This window comes from Methylogaea oryzae, from assembly GCF_019669985.1.
In the GTDB taxonomy this organism is placed as follows: Bacteria; Pseudomonadota; Gammaproteobacteria; order Methylococcales; family Methylococcaceae; genus Methylogaea; species Methylogaea oryzae.
On record NZ_AP019782.1, the window covers coordinates 1,277,091 to 1,291,993 of the forward strand.

A 14,903-nucleotide genomic window follows, 5' to 3' on the forward strand; every position below is an offset into this window, starting at 1 on the left:
CGTTTTGTTCGAGCGGATCGATAGCCTGGCGGCAGGCTATGTCGACGGAGCCTGTATGCCTTCGACTCGGGCCCCGAATCGTTTCAGCACCGAGGCCATATATTGTCGGTAATCTTCGTCAATCAACCCGCCGTCTTCGCGCCAGGCGTCGACGGCATGAACGATGGACAGCTGTTCCGGCCCGACCCAACAGCCCAGGTAGGCGAATAGATTGCGCGTGCTTTGCAGCCCCAGCATGCCCCCGCTCCAGCCGCTGGTGGCGCAGCCCAGCAATAACGGCTTACCGAAAAACGGATTGGAGCACTCTGCGGCGCCGGGGATATGCGGCAAACGAGATACCCAATCGACCGTGTTTTTTAGATAGGGCGTGAACGAACCGTTGTATTCCGGCGTCAGTACGACGAAACCATCCGCCAAGCAAAAGCGCCTATAGAGCGCTTTCACCGGGCGCAACGCGTCGTCGTCGGTTTCCAGGTCTTGGTTGAACAACGGGATTTCGACCAGCCTCGGATCGAGAAAATCCACGTCGAAATCGGGTTTCAGCAACTCGCCTACATTCTCCGCCAAGCGGCGGTTGTAAGAGTGCCGCCGTTGGCTGCCCGGCATGATAAGGATGCGTTTCGATGCCATGGTCGCGTCAATCGACTATATGAATTTCGCCATCGTAAGACGTCGCCAGGAATCTGTGATTTGTCGTGTCGTAAGCGATGGCGGAGATGCCTGCAACGGTGGGTTTGCGGAACGACGTCCAGGCGCGCGTCGCGCTGTCGAATTCCGCCAATGTCCCGCCGTAACTGCCGGTCAATAAACGTTTGCCGTCCGCGCTGGCGCAAAGGCATTTTACGGAGTGGGCGTGGGGCGTTTGATAGGTTTCCTGGGCGCCTTCCAGCCAAATACGCAACGTCCTGTCCCGGCCGACGCTGGCGAAACCGTTGTCGCCGAAACGGCAGCAGGCGTTGACGATCTTTTCGTGCGCATGCTTTCTTTTTGCGATAAGACGCCAGTCTCTGCAATCGTGCCAAGCGATATCGGTGGACGCGCAAACGGAAAACAATCGATGGCCGGCGCAGGCAAGGCCTTTGATCGCGTTCTGGTAGACCTGGATTTCGGCTTCAAATCGCAACGATTGATCCACTTGAACGGCGAAAATTAAAATCTCCCCGGTATAAGTGCCGACGGCGATGAAATCCCCATTATCCAAACGAATCGTGGTCGCGCAGTTCAAGGGCGAATGATGTTGGTAGATGAGGGTTCCGCTGATGGCTTCGAATAATTGGCCCAGTTGCCCGCCGGTATAAAGCCTGTCGCTGCTGGATAGCAGGAAGTTGCACAGGCTGCCCATGGACATGATAGCGTGGCCATCTTTGCGCAATAGGCCCGCGTCGCCGATGGTGTAAATGCCGCGCTGATGAAAAGCGATGGCGTTCGCGCCCTCGTTTACCTCGATGTCCTCCGTATCCCAAGTATCCTGTCGCCAGTCGTAGATGGCATAGCGGTTGCCGAAGGTCCCGACCGCGATGGTCGCGTCGGCGAGTATCGCAGCGGCCCTGGCCCATACCATGGCGGGCATGGAGGTACGCCGCAGTTCCGTTACTGAAGCGTCGTCGCCGATTTTCCATAAGGCTAGGCTGCGGTCGTAACTGAGCGAAACCAACATTTGTGCCTGGTCGCAATAGACGAGTTTCTTAATACCGGCCTTATGGGCTGAAACATAACGCGGACGGCTATTTTCGATAATGCCGATACGGCCTTGGTCGTCTCCGGCAAAGATACGGCCTTGGGCGTCTATCGCTATCGTGTCGGTACGCACGCCGTCGAGATCGTAACAATCGAGTTCGCGCCCGGTCTCGGCGCACCATTTTCTGACCGTGCCGTCTACGCTGGAGGAAAATAGGTAATCGTCGTTTGCGCTCCACAGCAGAGAAATGATATTTCCGGTATGGCCGCGCAAGGTGCGCAGGCAAGTGCCGTTTAGATGGAAAATTCGAATGGCTCTATCGAGGGCGCAGGTAGCGACAAACTTTTTGTCATTGGAGAAAGCCGCCATATCCACGTCGTCCTGGTGTCCGGAAAGAACCGCCAATAAGCGCAGCGTGGGGAGTTCCCAAATCCTGGCCGTATAGTCGCTACTGGCACTGACCAACATTTGGCCGTCCTGGCTGAATGCGCAATGATTAACCAAGTGGTCATGCATGCTCCTCGCGACAGGCGTTTTCGTATGAGCGTCCCATAAAACGACACGATTATCGTACCCGCCCGTTGCGACGTAGGGATAATACGAGGCGACACTGCTAATCGGGCCGGAATGTTTCATCGTATTGACTCGAAATAATGGCGTGTTTCGGCGCTGTGGACTGCCGAAGCGATAAAGGTATCCATGCCGCTCAAACGAACGGCAGAAAGCAATCCGTGGAAACGATTTCCACGGATTTCGCTTCGTTGAATAACGACGGTTAGGCCGTCAGATTTATCTTGGTTCCGACGGTATCGGTGGTGCCGGCGGCGGTGTTGGTCGATACCGAAGCCGACGTATCACTCGGTTGTTGATGATGATGGTGGTGACGGCCGCCGGAGCGCAGCGTCGAGAACGCTTGCTGTGCAGCGTTGATGTCGCCGGACTGGAGCGCTTTGCCCAGCTTGGCCAACGGGCTATTGGGATCGGTGGCGGCGGTGGAGTTGGGCGTCAACGTCGAAAATGCCTGTTGCGCCGATTTTAGATCTCCGGACTGGAGGGCGCTCGCCAATTGATTGAAGCTTTCGCGGCGTTGTTGCCACGCCCCTGAGCCGTTGGTTTGAACCATATTGGATGACGGGATTCTCATGCCCATGGTCATGTCCTCTGTGTTTTAAGTTGAGTTTAATTAAAGTGGCGTACCGAGAGTGCGATATGCCCAGTTACCGATATCGTATTGAAAAGACATTGCTTTAGCCTCGGATACAAACGAATACAAAGCGGAATTCAATTGCCGTTTATCTAGCGATTTTCCCGTAGCGGCAAACTTTTGCCGTAAATCGACTGTGCATCCTCGTATTAAAGCCCGGTGGTTTTCTTTACGTACTCGGCAACGTAACTTGTGCATGATTCGAGCCATGGTGTCGTGTTTTTCGTCATATATAAATGGCACTTTTGTAACGAATTGTGCCAATTTGTATCCATGGAACGGAATGCGCTCGTTAACGATCGCTCGATGCATGGCGGCTTATGAATGATTAGGCCGGCGGCATGGCTAACACCGTTGGATAGGTTGGTATTAGGCCATTGCTAGATTATCGCGCCGGCGGGGGGCTCGGGTACGATCTAAATGGCGGAACCGTAGTCTGGCCTGAAAACAAGCCACCGGGAAAAGGAAAAGTTGAATAGCATGCCTGCCAACGATCCGCCCGCCACGGCCAGGCTTGGGTGTTGGTAAAGCGTGTTGTAACTTAAGATAAACCAAATATAGACACCGTTATTTGCCGCCCAGCCAAGCGTACTGGCAAATATATAGCGAAACCACTCTTGGCGCGCGGGATAAGCGCTGGCGCCGAAGGTATAGTGTCTATTCAGCCACCAAGTGAGGCTAACTGCCGCCGGAAAAGCAATGGCCTGGGCCAGTATAGGGCCTGCGGTGAGCGCCAACAGTTCTACCAATCCGGCATTGACTAAATAACCGAAAAATCCCACGATGACAAAACGGAGTATCTGTTTCTGAAACGATCGCTGGTTCGATTGGGGGGCTTTTAAACGCGGTGGCGCAACGAACGGAAGCACCGTATTGCAGGAATGACTATTATGGATTGTGGTTTGGGGGGGGGCGGGGTGTTGTAAATAGGCTAGCATACGCAGCTCCTTCCTGCCCCGGCTAACCGTATCCAGCACTAAGCCGGTCAAAAAATTCAGCGCCGCCAACAGCATAATTCCCATCGCCAGAAACGCGGAAGGAAACCGCGGCACGGTTCCGGATTCTATATAAGTGCCGACGATTGGCGCTGCTATGACGAAAGACAGCGACGCCAGAACCGCTGAAATAACGCCGAAAAACAATACGGGGCGTTCGTGCCTGATCAGCCGCAATATTAGCCGCGATATTCTTAGCCCGTCGCGATAAGTGTTAAGTTTGCTGGTCGAGCCTTCCGGTCGCCCGCCATAGTTCCCTTCGACATGCGCTACGGGCATGGACAGTTGTAAACTGTGTACGGTGAGCTCGGTTTCGACGTCGAATCCATCCGACTGCGTCGGAAACGATTTAACAAAACGCTTCGATAAAACCTTGTACCCGGACAGCATGTCCGTAACGCGGTTGCCAAAAATCGAACGGACGACCCCGGTTAATAATTTGTTACCTAGGCGGTGCCCGGCTCGGTAGGCGATGCCGGTGGTTTCTCGGCGAACGCAGTTGACCAAATCGTAAGGGCCGGTCATCGCCGTTTTAATCATGTCTAGCGCGATAGCGGCATCATAAGTGTCGTCGCCGTCGACAATAACGTAAAAGTCCGCTTCGATATCACGAAACATTCTACGAATGACGTGACCTTTTCCTTGCTGATTCTCCCTTCGAACGATGGCGCCGGCGTCTATGGCTTCTGCAACGGTGTCGTCGGTGGAGTTGTTGTCAAATACGTAAATGTCGGCGAACGGCAGCGAGTGTCGGAAGCTTTTTATCACTTTGCCGATAGTTAGCGCTTCGTTATAGCAAGGTATAAGAACGGCGATGCGTACGTTATCGAGTTCTTCTACAAATCGTACCGAGCGAGTCGTCAAGTTGGATGCTAGGTTCATGGTGGGCACGCATTGATTGTGGGTTGTGTACTCAGACTACCGTTTTTGTGTTTTGCGCTATACGGCTGGTTCGGATTGGAATGGCGCTTCGAAGCGGCGACGTACGGCATAAGTCATTGGGTCGTTCTAAGGTTTATTAGAAAATGCTGGGCAGGTAATCGTGTTCCAGCGCGCGATTCCATACCAGGACTAGTGGTCCCGAGGTGTTCGGTGCGACAAATACGGTATGTTCTCCTTGGGACAGATATACGGGCCAGTCTGCTGTAACGCCGTCTATGGATGCCTTTACCAAGCCATTGGCGTTTACTAATCCATATTCGCCCGGTATTACGATTTCTACTTTAAGTAGGCCGGTAGGTAAGGGAGCGGGCCACGTTTTTCCTGGGACGCGTACCGGGCCCACCTGGACATAGTGATCGTTCAAGAATTGTCTGCCGCGGGGAGGGATTCTCGGCGCGTCTGGTATGGCAACGACCGCTTTTTGCGCGACGACGTCCTCGGCTATGGTGTCTAACTCGGGATTTCGCTGTACGTTCTCTCTGGTGATCGTTTCAAGAACCGGGAAGTAGGCGCGTTGCCGAAAAATGGTTTCACCCTTTAAATCGAAAACTTTGTCGGATTTGTCCGTTAGCGATAGCACGGCCTTTAACAGGTCGTTTTCGGGCTTTGCGTTTTTATCCGATTGCGCCGATAGGTTGGGAATCAATGCCGACACCTCGAAGAGTGCCGCGATGATTAGCGCTACAGCGGAAAGCGAGACGCTTCTGTAATTTAGACGGGCAGGTATTTGACTTATAGCTGACGTAAAGAATATTGCCGCTATGGGTATGGCTGGAATTGTGGTTTGCGCCGTCATCCACGGCCAAAATATATATATGCCTGGTATGAAAAATGTTAGCCAAATGAGTAGTGTGGTGCGGCGGCTGGTTTGTTGTCGGGAAGGACTGTGGTTCGCCTTCCACGCGACGGCGGCTAATATCAGGTAGACCGATAGATATGGCGCAGCCGATATTAGTCTTTTGAGGTAGTCTGGATGCGTCGGTGCGTTGTGCAGGATCGCCTGGTTTATGAAATGGCCTAACGCGTCATGGCTGGCTAGGTAACTGAGTAATACCACCGGCAGGGTGGCCAGTCCGGAAACAAATGCGACGATGTCGCGCGCCTTGTGGTTATTTTCGGTCCGGTAGCCGAGAACGTAACTGGCAGAGCTTGCGCCTACGAGGCAGGCGATGAGTAGTATCGATTTCATTGACACGCAAAACATCGCGCCGACTACGAAGCCGAAAATGTAGTTTGTTTCGATTTTGTCTCTGTTTTTTACGTAAAGTAGACAGCTTGTCAGCCATAAGACCAGCCATAGGTCGTCCGCCCTAAATTCGGCCATGATTAAAAAAAATCTTGGGTAGATGGCGGTGAGCGCCGCAGCGTATAGCCCGATACGTTTATCGAATAGCTCTTTGGCTATGGCGTATGTGAGATAGATGGCTGCTAGGTATAGCGGTATGGTGCTTAACCGCATGAGGAATACGATATCTGGCGTCTCGCCGAAGAGCCCGTATATTGGCGCGTATAGTATGTGGAATAGCGGTGTGTGGTTGTCGAATAGGTCTTTGTAGGCGGTCAAGCCGTTGTGCCATGCCCAGGAGATATGGAGGTGTTGTGTTTCGTCGGAGTTTATGTGTTTGTTTGTGGCGGCTATCCATCGTAGCGAGATAAGCGCGAACGCCCCGGCGATGAAAAATAAAGCGGACAGCCATTTATTGTTCGCGACGCATTCTTGTCGAGCACAGACGGTAGCCATTTTTTGACGGTCGTTGCCGGCCTGGCATGCTTCGCGATGCAGCTTGTTTTGGCTTGGGGGGCTTAACAAGGGTTGATTCGTGGTCAATTCATCTCGGCTTGGCATAGAAAGGATCGTGCTGGGATTCGTAAGACGGATGGCGATTTTTTGTAACCGAGATTTGAATCTGAATTAATGTAGATTTTTCGCGAATGTCGTTCGTTTCAGGGATGCGGCGTTCGCTTTAAATGACTTTTGGAGTTGTTGATTTAATTGCTGATGCAATATGCGGGCCATTGCTGTCGATTCCGCGTCTCGCCCGGCGTTTGGCTGTTTTAGCCGCCTTAGTCCTTTGTTGTTGAGATGTTGCCCGCGCGGACGCGGCGTTTATGCAACTGATGTCGACGTTTTTTGGGGGGTCTGCGATTTTTGTCGCCGCGAAACCAATAAGCGTATGTGTCGTTGCGTGCGCGGAACCGGTGTTGGATCGCGGCGGCAGGTGTAGTGGCAGGATGTGTGCCTATTGATGATTGAGCGGTTATTGCGAGGCCGTGACAAGGGCGGCTTCGGCGTTGTTAAGGTTCGTGTCCAGTTATGGAGACGTACGGGTTTTTGATGGGGCGCCGATGATAGCTTGTTATGGCCAAGTCATGGGGCTGCCGAAGTATTTTTTAAAAATACTCGGTTGATGGAACGGGTGGGTTTTCTACGCGTTGCGGCGTGCTGAGCCGATGGCTTGTTATGGGGGTATGGTCGGGATGTTATCGCTTAGTAAGGGAAGACGATTCGTTTGCGGGTATCCCTTTTTTCGTATTTCACCCTATACATAAAGTGTGCTTTTGCAACCCTAGGTATTTGTTAACGCGGCTCGCTAGTTCCGTGATGCTGCACGGTATGTTCAAGTAATCGTCCGCGCCGGGAAAGAAGGAGTAATTCGGTTCTTGCGACTCCATGACTATAACCGACGGCCGTTGGTTGTTTTTCTTTAATAGGCGGCTAATGAGAGCGGCTTGAGATACCGGCAGGGCGTTGCTTAGCAGCACGATTGTCGGGGTGTGGCGTCTTAGGATTTCTCTCGCTTGTGTTGCGTCGGCCGCGACGTGTACGTCGTAGCCGTTGAATTCGAGATTGTCGCGCAGGCCGACTCGCATCGCCGGTTCGCTTTCGACAATTAAAATAACGGTTTGCAATTTTCCGTTTTCCTTGTCGCTTATTCTTGAAGGAGTCATTCTGCGAGTTTTTGTGTTGTTTATGCCGATGTGCCGAACTTTCCGCATTGATGACTTCCGTGCCCAGCGCTATCTATCCGTTTGACATTAGAGCTTGAAATTGTGTCCGCCGTATATCGTTCAGACGGCTCTAAGTATCTTTTTGTATCGTGGCGCGGTCTTCGATACAAAGCGATACAGTGTCGCGATAACCGGCAAAGGCATTAATCGGTAAAAATACGGGTATGGAATCAAAAAACCACGTGCTTGTCGTTGATGATGACCGTGACATCCGTGTGCTTCTCGGCGACTTTTTGAAATTAAACGGCTTTCGTATCAGCTTGGCCTCGAACGGGCGGCAAATGCGCGAGGTGTTGGCCGGCGACGACACGGATCTCGTGGTGTTGGATTTGATGCTGCCGGGAGAGGACGGCCTGCGTCTGTGCCGTGACCTGAGAACACGCTCGGACGTGCCCGTGCTGATGCTTACCGCTCGCGCCGAGCCCATCGACAGGGTTCTGGGGTTGGAAATGGGGGCCGATGATTACCTGGCAAAGCCTTTCGAGCCGAGGGAGCTGCTTGCCCGCATACGCAATATTCTGCGCCGCGTGCAGTCTTCGGGCGTCATGGGTTTGTCGGTTGTTTCGAAGGAATGGCGCTTTTCCGGGTGGGTGTTAAATCGGGGCACGCGCGAGCTGGTGTCTCCGCTAGGCGTCCTGGTGTTGCTCTCGGGAGCCGAGTACCGTTTGCTGGAGGTGTTTCTCAACCATCCCAATCGCGTGCTTAGCAGGGATCATCTGATGGATTTGATTCGAGGCACCGAGGCGGGGCCATTCGATCGGTCCATTGATCTTCGCGTCAGCCGGTTGCGCCAAAAGCTCGGGGATAACGCTCGTGCGCCGCAGCTCATCAAGACTTTGCGCAACGAAGGCTATTTGTTGGCGACGACGGTTCAATGCCTTGACGCCTCCTGCGGTTGAGCGTCGAGGCTTTAGCGCGATTTGGCGATTGCCGGCCGTCGGTCGGCTTTCGGGCGGCGACGGGGCTAGGCAAACAGGTGTTGTTTTAATATGAAATTTTTCCGTCCGCCTAGAACGCTTGCGGTAAGGTTGTTTTTGCTGTTGTTCGCCGGGATGTTGACCGCGGTGCTGGTGACCAGGGGGCTGGCCATACGGGAGCGCGATCAGCTGGTGCAAAGTTATCGGGAGCACGGTGCGGCGTTATTTCTGGCCGATGTTTTGAATCTGCTGGCGGCTCTGGGCCCGCACGAACGCTTGGAGGCGGTCCAAGCGCTGCCTTCCAAACAATGGCGCATCCATACGGTGGAAGAAAATGCTTTGCCCACTTTCCAGCCCGGATTCACCGCCGATTTGGAGCAAGCGGCGGGATCGTCGATGGTTGTGGAAGGCGCGTGGCGCACACGGGCATCCGATTGCCGCCACACCTTGGTTCAGTGTCCGACGACGCGCAATACCGGGGCTGTCGTTCGTTTCGCGGACGGCCAGCGTTTGCTGATCGAAGACATCCGCGAGAGCCCGGGCCGGCTGCCAAAGCTGGAAATGTTCATGACCGGATTGCCCATCTTTTTCGCCATTATGGGGGTGGTGGCGTGGTTCGCGACCAGGCTGGTGTTGCAACCGTTGCGACAATTGTCCGAGGCCGCCGAAGCGTTCGGCCGCGATCCCGATCATCCCCCGATCGACGAGACCGGACCCGCGGAGGTTCGTCAGGCGATGGCCACTTTTAATCGTATGCGCCAGTGCCTTCGCGCTTATATCGAAGAGCGCACCCATATTCTCGCGGCCATCACCCATGACCTTAAAACGCCCCTTACCCGGATGCTCCTGCGATTGGAACAATGCACGGACGAACCGTTGCGTCTGCGCCTCGCGGAGGACGTGGCCGCGATGCAGCGTTTGGTAAACGAGGGCTTGGAGTTGGCGCGGAGCATAGACCTTTCGCAGCCGATACGGATTTTGGATCTTGGCGCGCTTTTGCAGAGCCTGTGCGACGATACCGAAGACGCCGGCGCCGCTGCGCGATTTTCAGGGCAGGGCGAGGCGTTTGTGTCGGGACGGCCGGAAGCGTTGAGACGCAGCTTTCTGAATCTCATCGACAATGCGGTGAAGTACGGGGGCGGCGCGCGCGTGGACATGGAGCGGCAAGACGGCGATTGGCTGATTCGGATTCGGGATTTCGGTCCTGGTATCCCCGAACAACATTTGCACGACGTGATGCAGCCGTTCTTCCGCCTGGAAGCCTCGCGTTCGCGGGAAACCGGCGGTACCGGCCTGGGGCTGCCCATCGCCGCCAATTTGCTGACCGGTCAAGGAGGCGCGTTGAGTCTCCGCAATCACCCCGGCGGCGGATTGGAGGTTTGCGTGAAGTTGCCCATGGCCGGCCCGCCGGCATCCGTTTGAACCGGGGCTTGTTCCGCATGAGGCATTGCAATCAACTCGCGTGGTGCTGTCTGGCATGCGTCGTGTCGCTGGCGGCGGCTTGTTCGCTCTGGCGCGGCTACGAGCCGGTGAATCGGGATGCGGAAATGGAGCGGTTCACGAGCCATGGCGGATATGCGCCGCAAAACTACGCCGTGAGTTCCACCCGCGAAACGTGGTCGCATGACGGCGCGCTGCTGGACGTTTCCATTTCGATTCCCAGCGCGCCGGGAAAGCGGCCCGTCGTCTTCTATTTGCCGGGGATGGGGGAGGGCGCGGCGAACGGCGAATTGTGGCGGCGGCAGTGGGCGCAAGCGGGGTACGTCGTCGTATCCATGCAGCCGAAGGAGTACGGCGAAGCTTCCTTGGCCAACAAGCAGGGGGGTGCCGGCGATCCCGGTTCGCCGGGCCGGACGGCTTTTTCAGAAGCAGTGCTGAAAAATAACGTTTCCCAGTTCCTGTGGGGGCTGGGAAAGATCGCGGATCGTCTGCGGAGCGGCAACGAGCGATACGCGCCGCTCGACTTAAGCCGCGTGGCCTTGGCCGGTTACGACTTGGGGGCGCAGACCGTGCTGCGGCTGGCGGCGGCGCCGAAGGGTCTGCCGGTTCCGAGTCCGGTATCCGCGTTCCGGGCCGTGATCGTCATGGGCGCGCCGGTCGCCACCTTCTCGGGGAAAGTCGCCGGCGATATTCGTATGCCGTTATTGCTCGTCGGCAACGGGCGGCCCGATAACCCGGCTGGAGCTTCCGCGCCGGAAAAGTCCGCTTGGCTTGGTTTGCCGGCCGGACAAAAGTATTGGTTGTCGCTTGAGCGGGCCAGCCACCGCTTGTTGTCCGGCTCCATGAGCAACGGCAGCTACTGGTCGGAAGTCATCGACGTTGACAGCAGCGAGCGCGGGGGCAGGGCTGCCCGCGGCCGCCCTGGCTACGATGGGGTTACCGGCGCAACGTCGTCCGCCGGGGGGGATTGGTTGCGGGCCACCGACACCGCCTACGGCTCCGGGCAAACGCCCGTCGAATACGACGCCCTTGGCGGCGCGAGTTCGCGCGGCGGCGGTAGGTCGCGGAATTCCGCCCCCTCCGGTGGGAATCGAGGCAGCCAAAGGAACACGGGCGACAGAAGTCGGCAGGACATCGAGTCGCAAGCCAGGGCGGCGCGGCAAATGGCTATCGTCGCCAGCGTGACGACCGCTTTTCTCGATGCGACCGTGCAGGCTTCGACGGAGGCGCACGATTGGCTGGCGGAGGAGGCGTCTTCCTGGCTTGAGGATTACGCGCAGTGGCTGCAACGCTAGCGGAGTAAGGGGCCCGGCGGACTGTTCCGCGCTCGCAAGGGTGGCGGCCGGCGTTGCCAAGCCGCTGGATGCGGTGTAAATTTGACACATGAATTTTGCGTGTATTGCCGTTGCCCTGCGTTGATGGCGTCCCGTGGCGATACGGCAAGCGCTTCCCTCGTTTTGAGAAATCATTCTGTTGCCGGTTGGTGGCGTGGTTCTTGATTCAGTATGTCGCCCGTTCGACTCCGGTTGCCGATACCAATGCGGTTAAAGGCTTGCAGCGATGCGGGCCTTTTGTTTTTAGCCTTGCGAAAAGGCGTCCCGCAGAATCTTTTCTCGTCTTCTTTCAGCGTCCCGGCGGCGCGAGTTCCCTATAAGGCATGAATCCAAGCATGGCGATTGTTCCGTGTGCAGCGAAAACGGCGAAGGTGTGGGCATGACCATACTGTTGACAGGCGCCACCGGTTATCTGGGCAAGCACTTGCTGGCCGGTCTGCTGGGGCAGGGGGAGCGGGTGGCGGTGGTGGTCAGGCCGCGCGGCGAGGCGCTGGCCGAGCGGGTGCTGGATGTGCTGCAGCCGTTCGCGCTGCCGGCGGAATGCCTGGGGCCCGACCATCTGACCGTGCTGGCCGGCGACGTGACCGAAGCGCATTTGGGCCTGTCCGAGGCCGACAGGGCGGAGTTGCGCCGCCAAGGCGTGCGCGCGGTGCTCCACAGCGCCGGCTTGACCCGCTTCGAGGAGGAGTTGGCCGAGCGCCTGGATTGGTTCAACCGCCAGGGCACCGTCCATGCCTACCGCTTGGCGCGGGATTTGGGCGCGGCCGAATTCCACCATGTGAGCACGGCTTTCGTGGCGGGCGAGGGGGATGCCGAGGGCGCGTTTTCCGCCGCCGACCTCGAGCGAGGGCAACGTTTCCGCAACCCCTACGAAAAATCCAAGTTCGAAGCGGAGCGTTTCCTGCGCGCCGCCCATGCCGAAGACGGCATGCCCATCAACGTTTATCGCCCCAGCATCTGCGTCGGCGGCGTGCCGCCCATCGGCAAGGGGCAGTCCACCAGCACGGTCTACGCTTTCCTCAAAGCGGGGCATTTCCTCAAAACCGCGACCCTGCGCGACCTGAAGCGCGGCGCGGGATCGTTTTCGCGCGGCGGCGGCATGGCGGGGGGCGGCGGCAGCCTGCATCTGCCCTTGCGCATCGTCGCCGACGCGGCGGTGGAGCAGAACCTGGTGTCGGTGGAGTATGTGGCCGAGTCTACCCTGGCCGGGCTGCGGCGCGGGGCGTCCGGTTATACGGTGGTGCCGCAATTGGGCGCCCGCGCCATCGCCATCGGCGAAATGCGCGACATCTTTGCCACCGTGTTGGGCGTGACTGGGGTGGAAATGGTCGACGAAAGCGCCTTCGACGTTGCGCCGGCGACTTTCGTCGAGCAGTGCTTCGCCCGCGCGACCCAGAGCTATCTGCCGTACTTGTTTTCCGAGAGCCGTTTCGCCGAAGAGCCGTCGCCGCCGGGATTTCCCCGCGCCGCGGACTACGCCGTGGATCTGACCCGCATCGCCCACGATTTCCTCTCCGCCATGGAAGCTCCGGAGCGGGGGGCGGACGCGAGGGGCGCCTTGACGCGGCTGGCCTTGGACGCGTTGCAAGTGTCCGGGCCGGCGGATTACTTCGATCGCCTGGTCGAGGGGCAAATCGGCCGAGGTTTCCTGCGGCGGATGGCCTTCGCCGACGCGCGCATCCAATTCGCCATCGACGACAGTCCTCCTTTCAACCGCACCATTCACTTCGCTTCCGGCGTGGCGAAATATGCCGAGCCCGCCGACAGCCAACGGCCGGATTGCACTTTGTCCATGGATCGCGAGCTGTTCGACGCCGTCATGGGGGGGCGCGAGGACCTGCGAAAAGGGTTTTTCACCGGTCGGGTGAAGTTGCGCGGCAACAAGGCGATCGGCCTCAAGTTCGGTTTCCTGTTGGGCCAGTACCTGCGTCAGAGCGACGAGCACGTGCTGGAGGAGTTGGCGGGCTAACCGACCCGCCGGGAAGCCGGCGAGTTGGATTTGCCAATCCTTCATCGACGGCTATGTTTGTCTTATAGGGCGTCATTCCGACGCATGAGGCAGTGTCTTGAGCGCCGTCATCCCGATTAAACGCTACGCCACGATAGTCATGGTGCTGTGGACCTCGCTGGTAAGCGCTTCGCTTGCCTGGAACGTCTGGCTGCAGCGGCGGGCCGTGGTGGATATCGCCAAAATCGAGGCGGAGGCGTTTATCAACAAGGATCTGTCGCTGCGTTCCTGGGCCAGTTCCCACGGCGGCGTGTATGTTCGGCCCACAGCGGAAACCCCGCCCAACGCTTATCTCCAGGTGGCCGATCGGGACGTGGTGACGACCGGGGGGATGTCCCTCACCTTGATGAATCCCGCCTACATCACCCGGGAAGTGCATTCCCGCTTCGCCCGGCAATTCGGCGTGTACGGCCACATGACGAGCCTGCAGCTGAAAAATCCGCTGAATGCCCCCAACGACTGGGAGCGGCAGGGGCTGCAGCGCTTCGCCGAGGGGAAATTAAAAAATTATGTCGGCTTCAGCGAGCGGGAAGGCAAGCCTTATCTGGACCTCATTAAACCCATGTTCATGGAGGAGTCCTGCCTGGCTTGCCATGCCTGGACGCAAATTCCCGTCGGCGGAGTGCGCGGCGGCATCGTGGCCTCCGTGCCGTTGACGCCCCTGCGGGACAAAACGGCGGCGGTGATCCGGCAAATGGCCGTTTCCCACGGCGGCTTCTGGTTGATCGGTATGGCGGTGATCGGCTGGATCGGCCGCAAGGCGAAGCATATTCAACAGGAGCGGGCGCAATCGGAAAGCGAGCGGCAGGAGCTGTATATTCAGGCCACCCACGATCCGTTGACCGGCTTGTTCAACCGCCGCTACCTCAACGAGGTCTTGCCGCGCGAATTGTATCGAGCCAAGCGCACGGGAGCGGCCTTGTCCCTCGCCATTTTGGACATCGACCACTTCAAGCGCTTCAACGACGAATACGGCCACAAAGCGGGCGACAATGTCTTGCGCACCCTGGGGGAATATTTACGCGCCAATTTGCGCAAATGCGATATCGCCTGCCGATTCGGCGGGGAGGAAATCCTCATCATCATGCCCGAGACCGGCGCGGAAGAGGTAAGGCGCCGGTTGACGGTGCTGTTCGAGCACTTCCGCGAGCTGTCCATCGCGCACCAGGACGCCACTCCCTTGCCGCCGGTAACCGTGTCCGTCGGCATCGCCGAATATTGGGCCGAGGCGGAGCAGGATGCCGATCGGTTCTTGTCGTTGGCGGACCGGGCGCTTTATCGCGCCAAGGCCGAGGGGCGCGACCGAATCGTGATTTTCTCCGATTCCGTCGGCGACGCCCCCGCAGGGGAGGAGTAGGTCGTCGTCGACGCCGGGC

The 14,903-nt window shown here is 57.5% G+C and carries 11 protein-coding genes; 5 read left to right on the forward strand and 6 right to left on the reverse strand.

What is annotated here, in order from left to right:
* Positions 1-36: 36 nt before the first annotated feature.
* The 6 genes from K5607_RS06045 to K5607_RS06070 form a co-directional block, all read right to left on the reverse strand.
* The gene (locus K5607_RS06045) at positions 37-630 is read right to left on the reverse strand and encodes an NADPH-dependent FMN reductase (protein WP_221048516.1); all 594 of its coding nucleotides are present in this window, start codon (positions 628-630) and stop codon (positions 37-39) included.
* A 7-nt stretch (positions 631-637) separates the two neighbouring features.
* Positions 638-2,314: a WD40 repeat domain-containing protein gene (locus K5607_RS06050; RefSeq protein WP_082411299.1), complete on the reverse strand. Its 1,677-nt coding sequence runs from the start codon at positions 2,312-2,314 to the stop codon at positions 638-640.
* A 139-nt stretch (positions 2,315-2,453) separates the two neighbouring features.
* A complete protein-coding gene (locus tag K5607_RS06055; protein ID WP_162232258.1) occupies positions 2,454-2,828 on the reverse strand; it encodes a hypothetical protein in 375 nt (124 codons plus the stop codon).
* Between the two features lie 470 nt (positions 2,829-3,298).
* Positions 3,299-4,759 (reverse strand): bifunctional glycosyltransferase family 2/GtrA family protein, encoded by a 1,461-nt coding sequence (locus K5607_RS06060; protein ID WP_221048517.1) that lies wholly within the window; start codon positions 4,757-4,759, stop codon positions 3,299-3,301.
* A gap of 136 nt (positions 4,760-4,895) precedes the next feature.
* Positions 4,896-6,665, reverse strand: coding sequence for an ArnT family glycosyltransferase (locus K5607_RS06065; protein WP_082411302.1), 1,770 nt, complete (start codon positions 6,663-6,665; stop codon positions 4,896-4,898).
* Between the two features lie 689 nt (positions 6,666-7,354).
* Positions 7,355-7,768 carry a response regulator transcription factor gene (locus K5607_RS06070; RefSeq protein WP_221048518.1) on the reverse strand — a complete coding sequence of 138 codons (414 nt, stop codon included), beginning with the start codon at positions 7,766-7,768 and terminating at the stop codon, positions 7,355-7,357.
* A gap of 224 nt (positions 7,769-7,992) precedes the next feature.
* Between K5607_RS06070 and K5607_RS06075 the strand changes: the two genes are divergently transcribed.
* From K5607_RS06075 to K5607_RS06095, 5 genes are all read left to right on the forward strand, one after another.
* A complete protein-coding gene (locus tag K5607_RS06075; RefSeq protein WP_221048519.1) occupies positions 7,993-8,727 on the forward strand; it encodes a response regulator in 735 nt (244 codons plus the stop codon).
* A gap of 258 nt (positions 8,728-8,985) precedes the next feature.
* Positions 8,986-10,167 (forward strand): sensor histidine kinase, encoded by a 1,182-nt coding sequence (locus K5607_RS06080; RefSeq protein ID WP_221048520.1) that lies wholly within the window; start codon positions 8,986-8,988, stop codon positions 10,165-10,167.
* A gap of 125 nt (positions 10,168-10,292) precedes the next feature.
* Positions 10,293-11,480, forward strand: a complete 1,188-nt coding sequence (locus tag K5607_RS06085; protein WP_221048521.1) for an alpha/beta hydrolase — start codon at positions 10,293-10,295, stop codon at positions 11,478-11,480.
* 418 nt (positions 11,481-11,898) lie between these two features.
* Positions 11,899-13,488 carry an SDR family oxidoreductase gene (locus K5607_RS06090; protein WP_221048522.1) on the forward strand — a complete coding sequence of 530 codons (1,590 nt, stop codon included), beginning with the start codon at positions 11,899-11,901 and terminating at the stop codon, positions 13,486-13,488.
* Positions 13,489-13,585: 97 nt separating this feature from the next.
* On the forward strand, positions 13,586-14,884 hold the full coding sequence (locus K5607_RS06095; RefSeq protein ID WP_054773557.1) for a diguanylate cyclase: 1,299 nt from the start codon (positions 13,586-13,588) through the stop codon (positions 14,882-14,884).
* The last annotated feature ends 19 nt before the right edge of the window (positions 14,885-14,903 follow it).

What these genes read in the sequence shown, in the direction of transcription:
- K5607_RS06045 (WP_221048516.1), bottom strand. Translation starts at nt 630, where the DNA reads ATGGCATCGAAACGCATCCTTATCATGCCGGGCAGCCAACGGCGGCAC.
- K5607_RS06050 (WP_082411299.1), bottom strand. Translation starts at nt 2,314, where the DNA reads ATGAAACATTCCGGCCCGATTAGCAGTGTCGCCTCGTATTATCCCTAC.
- K5607_RS06055 (WP_162232258.1), bottom strand. Translation starts at nt 2,828, where the DNA reads ATGGGCATGAGAATCCCGTCATCCAATATGGTTCAAACCAACGGCTCA.
- K5607_RS06060 (WP_221048517.1), bottom strand. Translation starts at nt 4,759, where the DNA reads ATGAACCTAGCATCCAACTTGACGACTCGCTCGGTACGATTTGTAGAA.
- K5607_RS06065 (WP_082411302.1), bottom strand. Translation starts at nt 6,665, where the DNA reads ATGCCAAGCCGAGATGAATTGACCACGAATCAACCCTTGTTAAGCCCC.
- K5607_RS06070 (WP_221048518.1), bottom strand. Translation starts at nt 7,768, where the DNA reads ATGACTCCTTCAAGAATAAGCGACAAGGAAAACGGAAAATTGCAAACC.
- K5607_RS06075 (WP_221048519.1), top strand. Translation starts at nt 7,993, where the DNA reads ATGGAATCAAAAAACCACGTGCTTGTCGTTGATGATGACCGTGACATC.
- K5607_RS06085 (WP_221048521.1), top strand. Translation starts at nt 10,293, where the DNA reads ATGGAGCGGTTCACGAGCCATGGCGGATATGCGCCGCAAAACTACGCC.
- K5607_RS06090 (WP_221048522.1), top strand. Translation starts at nt 11,899, where the DNA reads ATGACCATACTGTTGACAGGCGCCACCGGTTATCTGGGCAAGCACTTG.